The organism is Corynebacterium sp. HMSC11D10, from assembly GCF_001806995.1.
GTDB lineage: Bacteria > Actinomycetota > Actinomycetes > Mycobacteriales > Mycobacteriaceae > Corynebacterium > Corynebacterium coyleae.
The window spans coordinates 1-16,924 of record NZ_KV787088.1 but is presented as its reverse complement, the minus strand read 5'-3'; the positions used below and the strand labels follow the sequence as shown (position 1 = coordinate 16,924).

Annotated in this window: 16 protein-coding genes, 1 tRNA gene, 1 pseudogene and 1 riboswitch; of the genes and pseudogenes, 9 read left to right on the top strand and 9 right to left on the bottom strand. The window is 65.0% G+C overall.

Annotation, left to right across the window (positions count from 1 at the left end):
• Window positions 1-109 precede the first annotated feature (109 nt).
• Complete coding sequence (locus HMPREF3120_RS12035) at window positions 110-904, top strand: Abi family protein (protein ID WP_168156435.1); 795 nt, start codon at window positions 110-112, stop codon at window positions 902-904.
• On the opposite strand, the gene HMPREF3120_RS10575 is transcribed toward HMPREF3120_RS12035, so the two are convergent.
• On the bottom strand, window positions 901-1,653 hold the full coding sequence (locus HMPREF3120_RS10575) for a class I SAM-dependent methyltransferase (protein ID WP_070453232.1): 753 nt from the start codon (window positions 1,651-1,653) through the stop codon (window positions 901-903). The two genes, HMPREF3120_RS12035 and HMPREF3120_RS10575, sit on opposite strands and share 4 nt — an antisense overlap.
• A 44-nt stretch (window positions 1,654-1,697) precedes the next feature.
• Here HMPREF3120_RS10575 and HMPREF3120_RS10570 point away from each other — a divergent pair, with 44 nt between their 5' ends.
• Genes HMPREF3120_RS10570 through HMPREF3120_RS10560 form a run of 3 tightly spaced genes read left to right on the top strand, consistent with a single transcriptional unit; the run spans window position 1,698 to window position 3,434 of the window.
• Window positions 1,698-1,988: a type II toxin-antitoxin system Phd/YefM family antitoxin gene (locus tag HMPREF3120_RS10570; RefSeq protein WP_070453229.1), complete on the top strand. Its 291-nt coding sequence runs from the start codon at window positions 1,698-1,700 to the stop codon at window positions 1,986-1,988.
• 1 nt (window position 1,989) lies between these two features.
• On the top strand, window positions 1,990-2,373 hold the full coding sequence (locus HMPREF3120_RS10565; RefSeq protein ID WP_070423308.1) for a type II toxin-antitoxin system VapC family toxin: 384 nt from the start codon (window positions 1,990-1,992) through the stop codon (window positions 2,371-2,373).
• Complete coding sequence (locus HMPREF3120_RS10560) at window positions 2,370-3,434, top strand: glycosyltransferase family 4 protein (RefSeq protein ID WP_070453226.1); 1,065 nt, start codon at window positions 2,370-2,372, stop codon at window positions 3,432-3,434. Before HMPREF3120_RS10565 ends, HMPREF3120_RS10560 begins: the two co-directional genes overlap by 4 nt.
• Here HMPREF3120_RS10560 and HMPREF3120_RS10555 read toward each other — a convergent pair.
• The 4 genes from HMPREF3120_RS10555 to HMPREF3120_RS10540 all read right to left on the bottom strand — a co-directional run bounded on the left by HMPREF3120_RS10555 (window position 3,421) and on the right by HMPREF3120_RS10540 (window position 6,569).
• On the bottom strand, window positions 3,421-3,879 hold the full coding sequence (locus HMPREF3120_RS10555) for a DIP1984 family protein (RefSeq protein WP_070453223.1): 459 nt from the start codon (window positions 3,877-3,879) through the stop codon (window positions 3,421-3,423). The two genes, HMPREF3120_RS10560 and HMPREF3120_RS10555, sit on opposite strands and share 14 nt — an antisense overlap.
• Window positions 3,880-4,219: 340 nt before the next feature.
• On the bottom strand, window positions 4,220-4,462 hold the full coding sequence (locus tag HMPREF3120_RS10550) for a three-helix bundle dimerization domain-containing protein (RefSeq protein WP_244268645.1): 243 nt from the start codon (window positions 4,460-4,462) through the stop codon (window positions 4,220-4,222).
• Between the two features lie 105 nt (window positions 4,463-4,567).
• Window positions 4,568-5,938, bottom strand: a complete 1,371-nt coding sequence (locus HMPREF3120_RS10545; protein WP_070453217.1) for an MmpA family trehalose lipid delivery protein — start codon at window positions 5,936-5,938, stop codon at window positions 4,568-4,570.
• On the bottom strand, window positions 5,922-6,569 hold the full coding sequence (locus HMPREF3120_RS10540) for a porin PorA family protein (RefSeq protein ID WP_070453214.1): 648 nt from the start codon (window positions 6,567-6,569) through the stop codon (window positions 5,922-5,924). The genes HMPREF3120_RS10545 and HMPREF3120_RS10540 overlap by 17 nt, the downstream gene beginning before the upstream one ends.
• Before the next feature lie 38 nt (window positions 6,570-6,607).
• Between HMPREF3120_RS10540 and HMPREF3120_RS11860 the strand changes: the two genes are divergently transcribed.
• On the top strand, window positions 6,608-7,663 hold the full coding sequence (locus HMPREF3120_RS11860; protein ID WP_246815476.1) for an acyltransferase family protein: 1,056 nt from the start codon (window positions 6,608-6,610) through the stop codon (window positions 7,661-7,663).
• Here the strand turns inward: HMPREF3120_RS11860 and HMPREF3120_RS10535 are convergent.
• Window positions 7,570-10,491 (bottom strand): alpha-(1->3)-arabinofuranosyltransferase domain-containing protein, encoded by a 2,922-nt coding sequence (locus tag HMPREF3120_RS10535; protein WP_070453211.1) that lies wholly within the window; start codon window positions 10,489-10,491, stop codon window positions 7,570-7,572. The genes HMPREF3120_RS11860 and HMPREF3120_RS10535 overlap by 94 nt on opposite strands.
• Before the next feature lie 6 nt (window positions 10,492-10,497).
• Window positions 10,498-10,704 (bottom strand): DUF2613 domain-containing protein, encoded by a 207-nt coding sequence (locus tag HMPREF3120_RS10530; protein WP_070453209.1) that lies wholly within the window; start codon window positions 10,702-10,704, stop codon window positions 10,498-10,500.
• A 67-nt stretch (window positions 10,705-10,771) separates the two neighbouring features.
• Here HMPREF3120_RS10530 and HMPREF3120_RS10525 point away from each other — a divergent pair, with 67 nt between their 5' ends.
• The 3 genes from HMPREF3120_RS10525 to HMPREF3120_RS10515 all read left to right on the top strand — a co-directional run bounded on the left by HMPREF3120_RS10525 (window position 10,772) and on the right by HMPREF3120_RS10515 (window position 14,456).
• On the top strand, window positions 10,772-11,971 hold the full coding sequence (locus HMPREF3120_RS10525; protein WP_070453207.1) for a glycoside hydrolase family 3 N-terminal domain-containing protein: 1,200 nt from the start codon (window positions 10,772-10,774) through the stop codon (window positions 11,969-11,971).
• 159 nt (window positions 11,972-12,130) lie between these two features.
• Window positions 12,131-13,702 carry a VanW family protein gene (locus HMPREF3120_RS10520; protein ID WP_083284900.1) on the top strand — a complete coding sequence of 524 codons (1,572 nt, stop codon included), beginning with the start codon at window positions 12,131-12,133 and terminating at the stop codon, window positions 13,700-13,702.
• A gap of 58 nt (window positions 13,703-13,760) precedes the next feature.
• Window positions 13,761-13,882, top strand: a riboswitch (SAM riboswitch).
• A 13-nt stretch (window positions 13,883-13,895) separates the two neighbouring features.
• On the top strand, window positions 13,896-14,456 hold the full coding sequence (locus tag HMPREF3120_RS10515) for a hypothetical protein (protein WP_070453204.1): 561 nt from the start codon (window positions 13,896-13,898) through the stop codon (window positions 14,454-14,456).
• Between the two features lie 45 nt (window positions 14,457-14,501).
• Here HMPREF3120_RS10515 and rhuM read toward each other — a convergent pair.
• Window positions 14,502-14,768: pseudogene (rhuM, locus tag HMPREF3120_RS12425) on the bottom strand (RhuM family protein); the annotation flags it as partial.
• 1,361 nt (window positions 14,769-16,129) lie between these two features.
• A tRNA-Gly gene (locus HMPREF3120_RS10510) sits at window positions 16,130-16,203 on the bottom strand.
• Between the two features lie 74 nt (window positions 16,204-16,277).
• Between HMPREF3120_RS10510 and dcd the strand changes: the two genes are divergently transcribed.
• Window positions 16,278-16,841, top strand: a complete 564-nt coding sequence (gene dcd / locus HMPREF3120_RS10505; protein ID WP_070423298.1) for a dCTP deaminase — start codon at window positions 16,278-16,280, stop codon at window positions 16,839-16,841.
• The last annotated feature ends 83 nt before the right edge of the window (window positions 16,842-16,924 follow it).

The window sequence follows — 16,924 nt, the reverse complement described above, 5'->3', positions numbered from 1 at the left end:
CGCCCACGGGGTGATGCTGTAACATCGCCCGTGGAAAACTTCAGACAAGATCTGTTGTTAATTTTGCAGGATGCCCGCCGCGAGGCGGGCATTTTGTTATGCTCACGGCATGGTGGGTGAAATGCTTGGGGGATTGAGTGACGCTCGTGTTCGGTCATACCGCATGGTTATTGTGGGAGAGACTGGGAGAAGCGCGGACAGCATCTCTGATCGCTCAGTTCAATCCTTGTATCTGTGGCAAAGTGCAATTGCTTCGGCTTGGTATGAGGCGCTTTCGGTCTTCGAGCCTGTGCTGAGAAATCGTATTGACGCATCTTTAAGGTCGTGGAACCAAGCGCAAAGCAGTACTGAAGATTGGCTTGAGAACCCGGCTCGTCCACTTAGAAAAGTAGTGGAGCGCATGGCAACGGACGCACGGAATGCAGCGGAACGTAGCGCTCGGCGCAGACCTCGGAATCATCCCCGATTTAAGGCTCCGGTGACATTGGATGACAGGGTTTCGCAGCTCTCGTTTGGGAATCTAAGTGCTCTTTTCCCGTTGCATCCACCGGCTAATCGTGCGGATTTCGCGACAGGATTTTCAGCAAAAGAGAACCTTTGGATTCATGCACTGGTGGGTGGTTTCCCCGGGTTGACATCGAAGCTTGTTGAACGGCACCGTTCGAGCATTTCACCTCTAGTTCCCGCTCAAGTTGAGAATGGGTATGCGGTGGCGGTTGCTTTAGAACAGTTGCGTCGGCTCCGGAACCGTGTAAGTCATCAGGAACAGATTCTTAACGTTGACCACCAGGAACGGTTGGCAGACATGTATGCCTTGGTCCATGCAATGTCTCCCCAAACACTCGGTGTGATGAAGAAGATGGATCGAATACAGCGCACTCTGCTGTTGAGGCCCCAGTATTAGCCGCGCAGGACGAGGACGAGGTTTGAGACGGCGAACTCGCGCAGCACCGGCACGCGGGTGACCCACCACGCCCACGCTGGGTGGTAGCGGGGGAAGGCGGCGGCGAGGCGTCCGGTGGCTTCGGCCCATTCGAGGCCTTCGCGTGCGGAGACGGCGAAGAGTGTTTCGCCGAAGCGGTTCTTCGGTTCGTGCCCGTGCGCTTTTGCGTATCGACGACGCGCGTACTCCCCGCCTACGTAGTGCTGCCACAGGCCTGTCTCGTGCCCGCCGAATGGCCCGAGCCACACCGTGTAGCTGAGCACCACAAGCCCGCCGGGTTTGGCTACGCGTAGCATTTCTTCGCCCATGGTCTGCCAGTTCGGGATGTGCTCGGCGACGTTGGAGGAGTACACGACGTCGAAGGAGTCGTCGGCAAATGGCAGGGCTGCGCCGTCGCCGCGTACGGAGCCAAACCCGGACAGGCCGGCGGCGGACATTTCGGAGACGCTGGGTTCGAGGCCGACGTAGAAGCAGTCGGCGAATTCTTCGGCGAAGTACCCGGGGCCCCCGCCGACGTCGAGGACGGATGCGGCGCGCAGGCTCGGCGTGCCGGGGGGTAGGGAAAGGTCGTTGGCGAGGGCGTCGATAAGCATGCGCGTGTCGCGCGCCAGGGAGGAGTAGAACACGCGCGGGCGGAACTGCTCGTAGGGGAACGAGCGCAGCAGCCGCAGTGAGCGGCGGAGCGTGGCCATCCGGCGGGTGTGGTGCATTCGCGCAATGTTAGCACTGTAGCAACCGTGCTACGCTCCGGCGTATGGCACATCCGGAATGGGACGAATCGCTGGTGGAGCGCAGGATCTCCCAGCGCGAGCTGCGCAATGATTCGGCGAAGATCCTGCGTGAGGTGCGTGCAGGGCGCAGTTTCGTGGTGACGAACAACGGCGAGCCGGTCGGGCGCCTGATGCCTCTCGACGACCCGCAGCCACGCCTGGCCATTACCCGTCCGGCGACCCGGGTGGGTGGTTGGCTCGACCTTCCGGTACCGCAGGTGGAGGGCGAGTCGCTGGCGGATGCGCTCGACGATATGCGCGCGGACAGGTACTGACATGCGCAGGGTGTACGCCGACACGTCGGCGATGGGCTGTCTGCTCAAGTTGGAGCCGCACACGCACGCGATGCGGCTGTGGCTCGAGGCAGGCGAATACGAGGTGGTGTCGTCGGACTTGTTGGAGATTGAGCTGCGGCGCTTGGCGGTGCGCCTCGGCCGGCCGCAGGGGGAGGCCACGATGATCTTGCGGGGAATTTCGATCGCGGAACTTGGCCGAGGGACGCTGCGGGCTGCGAGTATGTTGCCGATGCCGTATTTGCGTACGTTGGATGCGATTCACTTACAGGCTGCGTTGGATGTGGAGGCGGATGCGGTGTTGACGTACGACGACAGGCTCGCCGAGGCCGCCCGTGAAGTTGGGCTCGAGGTCATTGCGCCGTGAAGGTGTTGTTGTTGTGTTGGCGCGACTCCACCCACCCGCAGGGCGGCGGTTCGGAGCGCTATCTCGAGCGTGTCGGGGAGTACTTGGCGGCCCAGGGCCACGAGGTGGTGTATCGGACGGCGAAGCATACGGATGCGCCGCGGCGGTCACGCCGAAACGGGGTGCGCTACGAGCGTGCCGGCGGGAAGTTCAGTGTGTACCTGGCGGCGCCGTTGTCTATCTGGCGCAACCGGCCGGATGTGGTGGTGGATACGCAGAACGGTATTCCGTTTTTCGCCCGGCTGTTTACGCGTAGGCCGGTGGTGTTGCTGACGCATCATTGTCATAAGGAGCAGTGGCCGGTGGCGGGTCCGATCATTGGCCGGTTGGGGTGGTTTTTGGAGTCGAAGGTGGCGCCGCGGGTGTATCGGGGGGCGCGGTATGTGACGGTGTCGGAGGCGTCGAGAAGCGATTTGGTGGCGCTTGGCGTGCGCGGGGGTGACATTGAGATCGTGGAAAATGGCGTCGATCCGGTGCCTGCGCATGTGCCCACGCTTTACGACGACCACCGCACCCACCTGCTCACCCTCTCTCGGCTGGTGCCGCACAAGCGGATCGAGGAGGCGATCGACGCCGCGGCGCGCATCCCGGGCGCGGTGCTGGATGTGGTCGGTTCGGGCTGGTGGGAGGACGAGCTGCGGGCCTACGCGCAGGGCCGTGGCGATGTGGTGTTCCACGGGCACGTCTCCGAGCCGTACAAGCACGCGCTGCTGGAGCGCGCCGATGTGCACCTGCTGCCGTCGCGCAAGGAAGGCTGGGGTATCGCGGTGATTGAGGCGGCCCAGCACGGGGTGCCCACGGTGGCGTACGCGTCGGCGGGCGGGGTGGCGGATTCGATCCGCGACGGCGAAACCGGCCGACTCGTCCAGGACGGGGAGGATTTCGCCGAGGTTACCCGCGAAACACTTGAGCGCCGCGCCGAGCTGGCGGGCAATGCCAGGCGGTGGGCGCAGCGCTTTTCGTGGGAGGAGACCGGCCGCAGGTTCGCGGCGGTGCTCGCGGAGCTCGTTACACCTCGATGAGCTGCGTGGTCCAGTTCAGCTGCTGGATCTTGGTGTCCAGTTCGCGGTAGGCCTTGGAGGCGTTGTCGGCCATGTCGCGAAGCGCCTTGACGTCCACGGTGGGCACGAAGCGTACTTCGGAGCGCGAGTAGCGGGCGTTTGAAATCGTTGCAGCGTCGGCGACCGCGGCGTAGAGGCGGCGGGAGCGCAGTAGGGCGTCGCGGCGCGCGATGGCGTCGGTAAGCGTCGCGCCCTCGAAGGCGGTCTTCGCGTTGGTGTGGTTGATGCGGCGCACCAGCGTTTCGATCTCCTGCAGCAGCGCGGCGACTTCCTCGAGCATGTCCGCCGGGTCCTCCGGCGGGGTGTCGCCCTCCTGCATCAGCGCGCCCTGGACCAGGCGTTCCTGCAGTTTGTTCAGGCGGTCTTGCGCCTCGGCGCGGCGTGCGAGTGCTTCTGCGAGCAGCATGTGTGCCTCCTTGAAAGTTCTGTCCCCGTTCCCAACCCTCACGAAAGTGTCCGGGTCACCCCCAACGTCGCGGTAGTAAATCGTGCTCGGTGCAACCCTGTGGTGGGGGTTGTGCCCGTGTGCGTCGTGCAGGCCGCATGCGTTGTGCGTGTGAGCGGAATCGAACCGCTTCAGCCTTGATACGGCCACAAGGCGCCGGTGTGTGCTCCCTTTTCCCCGGGCGCGTGGGGTTGACGTTCGCTGGGTGCCGGTGTGCTTTCGCTACCGACAGTGTTAGGTGTCGAACATAGCAAAATGCCCAACCGCTGCAAAGGGGTTGGGCGTTGGGGTTTGCTGTGAGTTATGCGGCGGCCTGTGGGAAGAGTTCGCCGTCGCGGAGTCGGTCGCGCATTTCTGCTTCGACGAGGACGGGGATGAAGTCTTCGACGGTTGCGGTGCGCTTGTGTGCGCGGACGACGGCGTCGAAGGCGTCGTTGATCTCGAGTGCGTCGTACTGTCCGGCGAACTCGACGAGCAGGTCCTCGCGGATGTTACGCAGGGCGCGCTCGCGGATGATGCTGAAATCGATGTTGTTGTTGGCCACGGCTATACCTCCTTGATTCTGCGGTGCGTAACCTTTTGTTCATCTGGAGTTCACTTTAACCGCACAACACAATTCATGCAAGCTTTCAATCATGGGAGGTTCCAACTATCGGTTGCGGCGCAGCGTTGCTGGCACCGCGAGCCACAGCGCGAACAGTGCGATCCCCGCAGGTGGCAGCGGGTTCGCGGGCGCTTGCGTATCGACGACCCGCCCATCCGAACGCACAACCACCCCGATACCCATCTCGTGCAGCGCATCGGTGTCGTCGATGGCCGCTTGGGCCGCGATCCAGCGCGGTGACGGAGGGTCTACGACGACGCCGTCGACGGTAAGCGCGCCGGATTCGACCACGTTCATGGCTTTGGGGGCGGGGTCGACGGTGGGGTGGTCGTCGATAAGCGTGAGCGTCGGGCGGGATTCAAAGAGGACGTCGCGGCCGTGGTGGTTGATGGCGGGGATCTCGACGGTGGTGGGGGTGAGTGCGGCGACGGCGACGGGCGCGTCGGGGACCTGCAGGAGTGCGAAGGTGGCAGCGGCGAGCGCGCGGCGGGGACTCAAGGCGCCGGCGGCGGTGACCAGTGCGGGGATGGTGAGGATGAGCCACTTTTGGCCGTCGCGAAGCAGGCCGGCCCCGGGGACATGTGCGACCACCGGCCCCAGCAGGCCCGCCCAGGATGCGAGCGCGATGCAGAAGCCGACCCCGGCGAGCACGAGTAGGCGGCGGGGGACCTTGCGCCACGCCAGCACAAGCAGCACGAACAGTGCGATACCGAACAGGGCGAAGCCGGCCTCGCGGGAGGTGGGCACGGCGTGGGCGTTCCAGATCCCGCCAAGGCCCAGCATCGCGCCGAGGGTGCCAGTGTGCCCTTCGGCGCGCGGGGCGAACACCTCCGCGGAGATGGCTGATGAGGTGCCACCTGCCCCGGCGAAGATGCCCGCGACCACCCAGGGGGCGCAGGTCAGCACGGTGGTCAGGGGGCTGCGGGCCACGCACGCGGCGGCGATTGCACCGGTGGGTGTCAGCGACGCCAACCAGTGCGCAAGCCCCGACAGCGGGTGCACGCCCAGCGCCACCACAGGCAGCAGCCAGGCCGCGGCGGCGAGCGACCACTGGCCCTGCAGCAGCCGTTCCACGACGAACGGGTTCCACACCGCCACCGTCATCGCCGCCGCTTGGCCAAGTGGAGTGCGGCCGAGTTTCCACCCCGCCCACGCGGCGGCCGCGGCGGCGGACACCATGAACACACGCAGGAACAACACCGGATACGGCAGGACGCCAAGCAGGGCGTCTTGGGGGACGTTGCGGGCGGGCAGGTCACCCCACCCCAACGAGGCGCGGGTGAGTTCCATCGCGTCGAAGACCAGCATGTCCCGCAGCGCGAACGCTTCACCGGGGACAAGAAACGGCCAGGTCAGCGCCAGAACCAGCAGGGCGCCATAGACCGGCGCCCACCACCTTTTAGCGGCGGCGCGCATAGGCCACCAGGCCAGCAATGAACGCCGCGGCCGCGATGAAGCGGGTGAGCACCGCCATGACTTGCAGGCCACGCAGCCAGGCCACGTCGCGGCGCGCGGCGTCGACAGCTGCTGCCTTGGTCTCCTCCGCAAGCACCCACTGCTCGGGCGGGCAGTCCCAGATCTCGTCGAGGATGCGGCCGGTGCGGCGTTCCGCGTCGACGGTGCGCACGCAATCGTTGGACAACGCAGCGGTGTACTTGTAGGTCTGCATGCCGCGCACGTTGCCGGGACCTAAGTAATCCATGGGGACGTCTTGGCCGGAGGTGGTGTCGAACAGTGGGTAGGTGCGCCGTTCCGGCTGGTAGGGCAGCAGCGGGCCGAGCCCGGCGCGGCCTTTGGCGGGGAAGGCGGTGGAGGGGTCGATGAGAAAACTGTCCACGATCTCGCCGTCGATGGTTACCTCGGCCAGCATGGATTTGGGCTGTTTGGTGAGGGTGACGGTGCGGGAGTGGGCGTCGTCGAAAAGCATGGTGTACTCGCCGGGCTGCAGGGTGCGCTGCTTTGCAATCACGATGGGGGAGGCGATGTTGAGCGCGGCGCAGACGACAATGATGCCCAGGCAGATGGCTAATCGACGACGCAGGTTCACCCGCCTAACCCTACCGGGCGACTAGACTTTGCCCCATCGTGAATCCAAGACCCGCTGTGTTGCCCGAGCTCGACGGCCTGCGCGCCGTGGCCGCGTACGGCATTGTGGCCACGCACGTCGCGTTTCAGACGGGGACCGGCTCGGCGGTGTTGGAGCGCTTTGACTACTTCGTGGCGGTGTTTTTCGCCCTCTCGGCGTTTTTGCTGGCGCGTGGCGGGATGCGGCCGGGCTACTACTCGCGGCGCGTTGCCCGCCTGGTGCCGGCGTACGTGGTGTGCGTGGCGGTGGTGCTGCTTGCGCTGCCGCCGCTCGCGGGGGTCAGCGCAACGCAGGTGGTGGCGAATGTGCTGTTGGTGCAGGTTTATGTGCCGCACGCGCTTATCGACGGCCTCACCCAAATGTGGTCACTGTGCATCGAAGTCGCCTTCTACATCGTGCTGCCGCTGTACCTGCGGCTGGGCGCGCGGGGCCGGTACGTGGCGCTGTCGGTCGCGGTGGCACTCGGGTTCGTGTGGCCGTGGGCGGTCTCGGGCATTGCGGACCCGGCGGTGCTGAACCTGCAGATCTGGCCGCCGTCGTATGCGCTGTGGTTTGCGGTCGGGTTGGTGCTCGCCGAATTGGAGCGCGCCGGGGTGCGCTACGCAGGACCCCGCTGGCCGTTCGTGGTGTTGGCACTGCCGGTGGCGTGGGTGGCGGGCGTGATCGGCCCGCGCGGCTTGGAGCACCCGAGCCCGCTGGAGTTCAACGTGCGGATAGTCCTCGGCGCGGTGTTCGCCGCCCTGCTGGTCGCACCCTTTGCGCTGGGGCAGAGGTTTGAGGGGACGGTGTTGTCGTCGAAAAGTATGCGCACACTCGGCCACTGGTCCTACTCGGTATTTTTGTGGCACATGGCGGTGCTGTACTTCGTGTTCCCCGTACTCGGCGTGCCCATGTTTTCGGGGCACTTCTTGCTGATCTTTGCGACGACCACCCTCCTGAGCACCGCCGTTGCCTACATCTCTTACGAATTGGTGGAGGTTCCCGGCGCGCGGCTGGTCAGGCAGGCCACGGCGAAGCAGGCGGCGAGAACGAGGAAGGTCGACGAGCCGGCGTAGTTCGCCGCCGGCCATGGTGCGCGCGCGAGCACGAGGCCGCACACGGTCATGGTGGCGGCGGCCAGGTGCGGCATCGAGATTACGGTGAAGCGGCGCACCAGCCACGCAAGCGCGACCGCGGCCGCGCCGGGCAGGGGTGCCACGGCGATGACGGCCACACCCGGCAGCCAGTTCGCGCCGGGCGGGGGCGTGAAGCGTTCGAAGTGGCGCCACGGCACCCACAGGCACCGGGCGGTGACCAGCAGGCTGAGCAGGGTGCCGGCGACGAGCGAGTACCGGTAGGCGCCGTCGCCGGTGAAGAACATCTCGAACTCGGCGGTGGGCGTGCTGGCGGCATCGGAGGGGACGCGGAAGGCTTGGGCGCCCGCGTCGATACGCATGGGCTCGAGCGGGACGCCGCCGAGGGTGGCGCGCAGGCCTTCGTTGAACGCGCGGGTGGTCAGGATCATGCGCTCGCCGGTGTGGTTGGGCAGCGGGGCGCGCGAGAGCATGACGGTTTCGGCGCGGGTGACAATCTCGTGCGTGCCGGCCTCGAGGAACACGCGGCCGGCGTGGCGCTCACCGTCGATCGTCGCAGGTTGAGAGAGCACCCACTCGCTGTCCACTGCGGTGGTGAAGCGGCGCTGGATCACGTCGGTGTCGGGGAAGCGGCGTTGGAAGAAGTAGCGGTCCGCGGTGCCGGGGACCTCCACGATGCGGCTGATACCGACGTCGAGTTCGCGAATACCCACCGGCTCCGTCAGCTGCAGGATTGTGGCGCCGCCGCGCGTGATGGTGCGCGGCTGGTCCTTGACCAGGGTGACGTCGCGGCAATTGTCGTGCCCGTCGCAGAGTTGCACGGTGGTGTCCGCGGTGGCGGTGAGCGTGACGGTGTCTTGCCGCGCGCCGAACTCGATCCACGCGTTGCGGTCGCCCGGCGCGGGCCACCAGGCGGTCTCGTGCAGGCCGTCGAAGGCTGCGGTCAGCGAGTTCGCGGGCACCGGACCACCGAAAGCGCCGGCGTCCGCGCGTGAGGACGACGCCCGCGCGAACCCGTCCATGTCCACCCCGGTGCGGGTGCCGGCGGAGGGGTAGTCCTTGACCCGGTTGCGCACGGTGGTGTCTTCCCACTCGGCGGCAAGGTGGCCCGATTGGCCGTGGATCGTGCCGTAGTTGCGCACCGCCAGCGCCGGGGTATCCGTAACAATATCGGCGGGGGCGCTTGCGTCCCCGCTGGTCAGGCGCGCCGGGAAGTAGCCGAGTTCGCGCCATAACAGCGCGAGGACCTCGCCGCCGCCGTCGACGGCAATCGGCGCGCGGTCGGTGTCCATGATGTCCGCGTGTGGGTCCAGTAGGAAGATGTCCACCTCGCCGAAGCTCGCGTCCGGCTCGCCCAGGTTCGGCGTGACGGGCTGGCGCTCCAGGTCGCGGCGCACCACCACCGCGCCCACGCCGATGGAGCGAAGCGCCTGCTTATCTGCGACCGCCACCTGCCCGTCTAGCCCACGAATCGCCTCCGGATCCACCAGCGGCACCGCATCCCTAAAGGCAAAACGCGTGCTGGTCAGGGCTTGGATCGGCTCGTCGCGCGTCCACCCCCAATGCTGGCGCGCAAAGGACGAGGCAGGCACCACCAATGTGCGCGTGCCCGCAGCGTGCTCCTCCAACCACGAACCTGCCGCCACCCAGTCCTCGGAGACCTCCGACCAGGTGCCCTCCGGCAGCAGGCGCAACGACCACGCGGGCGCGAGCGCCACCGCAGCCGCCAACGCCACCCCAACCACCTGCGGGCGACGCACTTGTGAGGCCACAAACCCCGCCCCGAGCACCAACGGCAGCCGGATAAGCGGGTCGAACTTGTGGAGGTTGCGCAAGGGGGCGAGGGTGTCGTCGTAAAGCGGTGCAAGCATTGGCGAGGACCCCAACACCACAAACCCCACCACAAACACCGCAAGCAGCGGGAAGCGCCACGGCATGTCGCGCCGCGCCAAGCCCGCAAGGCCGAACGCGGCGATCAGGCAGGTGGCGATGATGAACACCGGCTCCGCAACCAACAGGTGGCCGGCGGCGCGCTCGGTGTCCACAAACGGAGTCCAACTGGTGGTGCCGCGCAGGATCTCCACCGGGTTGAGCCACGCGGTGGTCACACGCGCGGACTCGATGAAGTCTGTAAACGGCGGCGAATACATGCCCAGCACCAGAAGCGGGCCGATCCACCACGCCGACACCAACATCGCACCCAGTGTGAAGCGTGCAGCCTCGCGGAAGCGGCGCAGCGCCACCAGCAGCACAAACGCCGGCAGGCACGCCGCGATGGTCGCCGTCGCGTTGACCGCACCCATGCACGCCACCGCCACCACCGCCGGCGCCACCTGCGGGCGACGCTGCACCAGCGGCACCAACGTCCACGGCACAAGCGCCACCGGCCAGGCCTCCGAAGAAATCGCCGTCAGCGTGGTCAAAATCCTTGGGCTCAACGCGTACAGCAACGCCGCGAGCACCGGCGGCCACGTACCCGTGATCCCGATGCGACGCGCCAGCACCAACGTGCCCGAATACGCCACACCCAGCAACAACGCCCACCACGCACGCTGCGTCAACCAATCCGGCAACCACCCAAACAACCAGAAAAACGCACCCTGCGGAAACAGATACCCGTACGCCTGGTTCTGCACCTGGCCCAGCGGAAACTCATCCGTGTATGCGTGCGTGGCCCGCGCCAAAAACCGCGCCGGGTTGGCAACCAGATCAAACTTGGTGTCGGCCGCCACCTGCCCCGGCGGCTGCGCCAGCGCAAGCAGGGTCAGGACCAGCCACCCAAGAGCATGGGCGCTTCTCGACGACCCCACCCAGCCCTACTTCCGCGAGCCGTACTCCGGCCCGCCAAGCACCGCATCATCAGCGGAAACAGCCGTATTATCCGGCACCGTCGACTGGCCCGACGCCGCCGCGATACCAAGCACACCGACCACGCCGAGCACAATGCCAACGACGGCGCTCGCCACGACAGGGGACGCGGCGTGGCGCTTCAGTGGCTCTGGCAGGGCAACGACGTGGGACATGTCGGGAAAGGCTACCAGCAGCGAGTAGAGTAAGGGCGTTTTCACACGCAATACAGGGGTCAGTCACATGCGGAATCGAGCCGTCGCCGCACGCGCAGCGCACACCGTCGCGCTTGCCGCGTGCGTTGTGCTTGCCGCATGCAGCACCCCTGAGGAGGCGAACGACACCGCACCGGAACCCGCCCCAGAGGTGGTGACGGTGACGTCGACGGTGCGGGAGGGTGGGGTCGTCGATAAGCAAGAAGCTCCTGCGCTGTTAAGCCCCGCGCAACAACGCGTGCCCAAGGACCTGCGGGCGCGAGTGGCGTCGCTGATGGTGGTTGGCGCGGCGAACTACGAGCAGGCGCGGGTGGCGCTCGACCAGGGCGCCGGTGGGCTGATCATCCCGAGTTGGGCGGATCCGCGGCTGCTCACCGAGTCGGGCCGCAACATCAATGCGCTGCGGGAACAGTACGAGCGGTCGTTTTCCGTCGCCATCGATTTTGAGGGCGGCCGGGTGCAGCGCCACACCAACGTGCTCGGCGAGTTCATGCCGCCGCGCGCGCTGGCCGGCACCCCGCCGGAAGTCATCCGCGGCACCGGGTGGGACATCGGCCGGTCTCTGCGCGCGCACGGCATCAACGTGGACTACGCGCCGCTGCTGGACCTCGACGTGACCGACCTGGACATCGTCGGCGACCGCGCCTTCCACGGCGACCCGGCCGAAGTCGTGCGGGTTGCCACGCTGTTCTCCCAGGGGCTCACCGACGCCCAGGTCACGCCCACGTTCAAACACTTCCCCGGCCACGGGCGCGCCTCCGGCGACACGCACCACCAACTCGCCGTCCCCCCGCCGCTGAACCAGGTCCGCGACCTAGACATGCGCCCCTACGGCCCGCTGCTGACGCAGTTCCCGCGCGCCAGCGTCATGATGGGCCACATGATCGTGCCGGGCCTTGGCCCCGACGGCGTGCCCAGCTCCATGAACCCCGAGGCCTACCGCGTGCTGCGCGAGGGCGACTACCCCGGCGGAGTGCCCTTCAACGGGGTCGTGGTCACCGATGACCTGTCCGGCATGCGCGGCATCCTCGATTACGCGCCCACCCGCGACGCCGTCGCCCGCGCCATCGCCTCCGGCGCCGACCAGGCGCTGTGGTCCACGGGTAAGGATCTGCCCGCCATCATCGACCACGTCGTGTGGTGCGTGAACAACGGCTACATCGCCGAAGACCGCATCGATGAGGCAGCCACCCGCGTGCAGCAATTGCTTATCGACGACAACCTCTAACCCGCTTTTTCAAACATCTGCATTACCCTTGTTTGGGTGACTACGGTGAAGGCAACCTCGCACAAGGCGAATGGCAAGGGACGCGGCGGCAAGATCGCGCTCGGTGTGCTGCTCGGCATCCTCGCCATCGCGCTTGCTGTGTACCTGGCGGATCTGGCGATGCACCGCGGCAACGTCCCGCGCGGCACCACCGTCGGCGGCGTGAACATCGGTGCGATGAAACCCGACGAGGCGCGCGCCAAGCTCGAGGGTGAACTCGGCAGCGCTGCTGACAAGACCGTCGAGGTCCGCGCCGGCGACAAGACCTCCACCTTCGTGCCCGCGAAGTCCGGCCTGGACATCGACTACCAGGCCACCGTGGACGCCGCCGGCATCGAAACCGCCAACCCGATTACGCGCCTGCGCGGCCTGTTCACCACCCACGAGGTCGACGCGGTTCCGCTTATCGACGACACCGCCCTGAACCGCACCCTCGACCGCATCAGCGACGAACTGCACTTCGACCCCACCGACGGCACCATCCGCGTCGAAGCCGGCAAGGCCGAGACCACCAAGCCGATCAACGGCCAGAAGGTGGAGCGCGACCTGCTGCGCGAGGAGACCACCACCGGCTGGCTCAACCCGGACGGCATCGATGTGGATCCGACCTCCGTGCCGCCCGCCATCGACGACGCTGTGATGAGCGCCGCCATGGACGGACCTGTCAAAGCCGCTTTGGGCGGCCCGCTGACCGTCACCGGCACCGACAACCACAAGGCCGCTATCACGCAGGAGCGGCTTGGCGAGGTGGTCAGCTTCCCCAACGTCGACGGCAAGATCGCCCCGAAAGTGAACGTCGAAGCCGCGCAAGCCATCCTGGCCGAGCAGCTCGCCGAGACCGAAGTGGAGATGCAAAACGCCCGCGTGCTCACCGGCGGCGGCGTCGAACCCTCCGTCGACGGCACCGCTGTGGACTGGGAGAAAACCCTCGCCGGCTTCAACGACCGCGTCCTCGGATCCAAGGGGCGTTCCTGGGACGCCGACTACAAGCCGGTACCCGCGGACTTCACCACCGAAGAGGCAAACAACGCCACCTTCAACGAAGTGGTTGGCTCGTTTACCACCGGCGGCTACTCGGGTGCTTCGGGCACCAACATCGCCCTGGTGGCCAACACGGTCAACGGCGCGATTGTGAACCCGGGGGAGACGTTCTCCCTCAACGGCTACACCGGCCCCCGCGGCACCGCCCAGGGCTACGTCGAATCCGGCATCATCCTCAACGGGCGTGCCGACACCGCCGTCGGCGGCGGCATTTCCCAGTTCGCCACCACCCTGTACAACGCGGCCTACTTCGCCGGCATGACCGACGTCGCCCACACCCCGCACTCCTACTACATCTCCCGCTATCCGGCCGGCCGCGAAGCCACCGTGTACGAAGGCGCCATCGACCTGCAGTTCCGCAACGACAGCCCCTACCCGGTGCGCATCGCCACCAGCGTCGGCGGCGGCCAACTCACCGTCAGCCTCATGGGAGTGAATACGGTCAACGTGCAGTCCATCAACGGCGGCCGCTGGGCCCAGACCAGCCCGCAGCCGGTCAACGTGTCCGGCCCGAACTGCTCGCCGTCCGGCGGCGCACCCGGGTTCACCACCTCGGATACCCGCATTATCTACGACCTCGCCGGCAACGAACTCTCCCGCGAAACCCAGACCACCGTCTACGACCCGCAGCCCATCGTCCGCTGCGGGTAGGGGAGCGGGTGCCGCACCACTTGACACTAGACCGCTTGGTCTATATTGTGTCGTTTTGGATCAAGAAATCTGACGGATAAGGCCCCTCGGCTCGTCGATTAGCAACCGCGCTCATCGCGCACGGTGCTCCCGAGGGAAGATCCGCCGGCACGCGCAACCGCCGCGCCGGAAGAGCGATATTTCAAGGAGCACCATGTCTTTTGGCATGCCCACCGACTGGACCCCAGCCACCCTCAGCAGCATGGACGGGCTGACCTTTGCGTTTACGTTGGATGAGACGGGTGAGGTGGTCGTCGCAACGTTTGATAGCGCTGTAGAAGGCCACGAATTCGTCGCAAACACCGGCGCGACATTCGACTACTCGCCAAGCGCCGCCGCCGTACGCGTTGGCGACGCCACCGTCCCACTCCCCAAACGTCCCGCCACCCGTCGCACCTGCACCTACCGCGAATGCGACCAACGCACCCGCGGCCACAACCAGCACTACATCCCAGTGCTGCGCGCCATGAACCAAAAATACGGCTGGTTCCCCATCGACATCCTCGCCCACGACGGCACCACGCTCACATTCCGCATGAGCACACCACTTGGCGACGACACCATCACCGCCCACAACCACAACCCCGAAGACCTCGCACTCGCGCAGGAATACAACCCAGACTGGAAGATCCTGCGCTACACGGTTGATGGTGGCGGCTACCGCGCCATCCTGCTGTCGGATAAGCCCGTCACGGCGTGCACGACGAAAGCGTAAAAATTGAGGATTGGTGTGTTACTCCTCGTTCGTACCGTTCTTTGGCTAAGCGGTTAGCCTCCTTGCGGGTGATCCTCCCTCGGTCTTCAAGCGGCAGGAAGCCGTTGAACTCGATGAACGCATCGGTCTTCTCCAGCCACTCCGCCATATGAAGTAGTCCGTACCGCGAGGATCTTTAAGCTTTTCGGCGTTGAGTGCGAAGCCCTTTAGCACGTATTCCTGGAGTACTTCGTTTGCCCATCTCCGGAACTGGTTGCCTCTCGGACCCTTTACCCGGTAGCCGACGGCGATAATCGCGTCAAGGTTGTAGTGAAGTAGTGTCCGGTGAACGTCACGGTCCCCCTTCTGAACGAACTGTTTGAATTTCTTTAATAGTTCGGTCCCCGCTCAACTCGCCTTCGGCGTAAATGTTCTTCAGGTGAGTGCTCACAGTAGCCGTAGTTACATCGAAGAGCGCGGCAATTTCCGCTTGAGTCATCCAGGCCGAGCCATCGACTACTCGCAGATGTACTTCCGTTAAGCCGTCGTGGCGCTGCTCAACCCCATGTCCGCCAGTGAACGCCGGAAGGGGATATCTTTGGCATTGAGGTCAGTACTGATAGCGCAACCCTCAGTGGTGACGCAGCCGACATCGTGCGAATCGACTTCCGCAATCGCAAAGACGGCGGGGCACACTTCGAACTGCACCCGTTCGTTGCTAGGCGCATAACCAAACTCTTCACCTCAGCCTTAGTCAGGGTTGAGGGTAGCGAGTCCGGTTAAAACTTCGAGGAAATGCGGGCGATTCAGGGGAATTGCGGGGGGACATGCCGCTCAAAGTGTTTGCAGAAACTGCAAACCACACTAAAGTGAAGGACGACATGGAGCCACCACTTTCATGTCCGCCAATAAAGGGAAACCCCCGCGAGCCGTAAAAGCAGCGCGAGGGCTTCCAGGACTAACCTTGTAGGTGCTCTCGGAAGTGTTGCAGCACTTCGAGGAGCCAATCGCCTACAACGTCACCTAAGGCCCGGACAACGATTTGTTCAATCAACGTCCGGGCCTTTCCCTTGCTTGGCTTGTCGCCGTGCATCGGTCTAGGCATGGTCCCATCCTCCTCTCGAAGCTCGGAGTGGACATTCCCCTAACGGTTCATGTCCCCACCGCACTAGCGGTAAGGACTTCGTACCGCTAGGAGAGGAAGTGACTTCGATCCGAAGATCTCCGTCGCCGATAAACTTACCAGCCGCTTTGATGGATGCCTACAAAAGTGGAATTACATGGCAGTAAGACGTGTTGATGCTGGATAGGACACGGCTATTTCCAGTTATCCACAGGTTGATTGTGGATAACTCTGCTGTCAGTTAATGAGAACAGGAGAACCGCTACGCTGTCTCAGCTGAATTTGGCAAGATGCACAATGCAACGCTAAGGCTCGCCCTTCTTGTCCATGACCTTAAGGCCGACCGACTAGTAGCCTTACCCCCTACCGCCGGGCGGCGCCGACACCACTCCGACCGTGACGGAGTTCAAACAGCCGAGTGGTGCGCTGTGTAACCCTGCATGTTCCCCACTCAACGGGGTTTACCCCCGCTCGACATGGTTGTCTGCGGGGTTTATCGTCCCCCTTGTCCGAGTGCATGCATTTGTGCAGCGCCCGCTTGACAGAATCCCCCGAAAATACTGTTTGGCCTTGGAGCCGGCGACGGGAATCGAACCCGCACTCTCAGCTTGGGAAGCTGATGTTCTACCACTAAACTACGCCGGCAGCTTTTACGACTTTAGCACTGCAGGAACCGGCTCCAAAAACCGGGCAAGGGGTGGGGAAGTACACTCTGTGTCGTGCTGCTTTCAGATCACGACATTCGCGAATCCATTGACTCCGGCCACCTCGGCATCGACCCCTTCGATCCGTCGATGGTCCAACCGAGTTCGGTTGACGTGCGCCTGGATAAGTTCTTCCGAGTCTTCAACAACTCGAAGTACACGCACATTGATCCGAAGCAGGAGATGCCGGACCTGACAACGCTCGTCGAGGTTTCCGACGACGACGCCTTTGTCCTTCACCCCGGCGAATTCGTCCTCGCCTCCACCCTGGAGTGCTTCACCCTGCCCGCCGACCTCGCCGGGCGTCTCGAGGGCAAGTCCTCGCTGGGCCGCCTGGGTCTGCTGACCCACTCCACCGCGGGCTTCATCGACCCGGGCTTCTCCGGACACATCACGCTGGAACTGTCTAACGTGGCCAACCTGCCGATCACGCTGTGGCCTGGCATGAAGGTCGGCCAGCTCGCGCTGTTCAAGATGACCTCCCCGGCTGACACTCCGTACGGCTCGGGTGCGCTCGGCTCGAAGTACCAGGGCCAGCGCGGCCCGACCCCGTCGAAGGCGTATCTGAACTTTCAGTAGGGCTGGTGGTGCATCGTCTAGCTAGACGGTCCGAACTGCTAGACGATCCGTGTTATGTCCATAGAGTTTTTGGACAAGGAGTC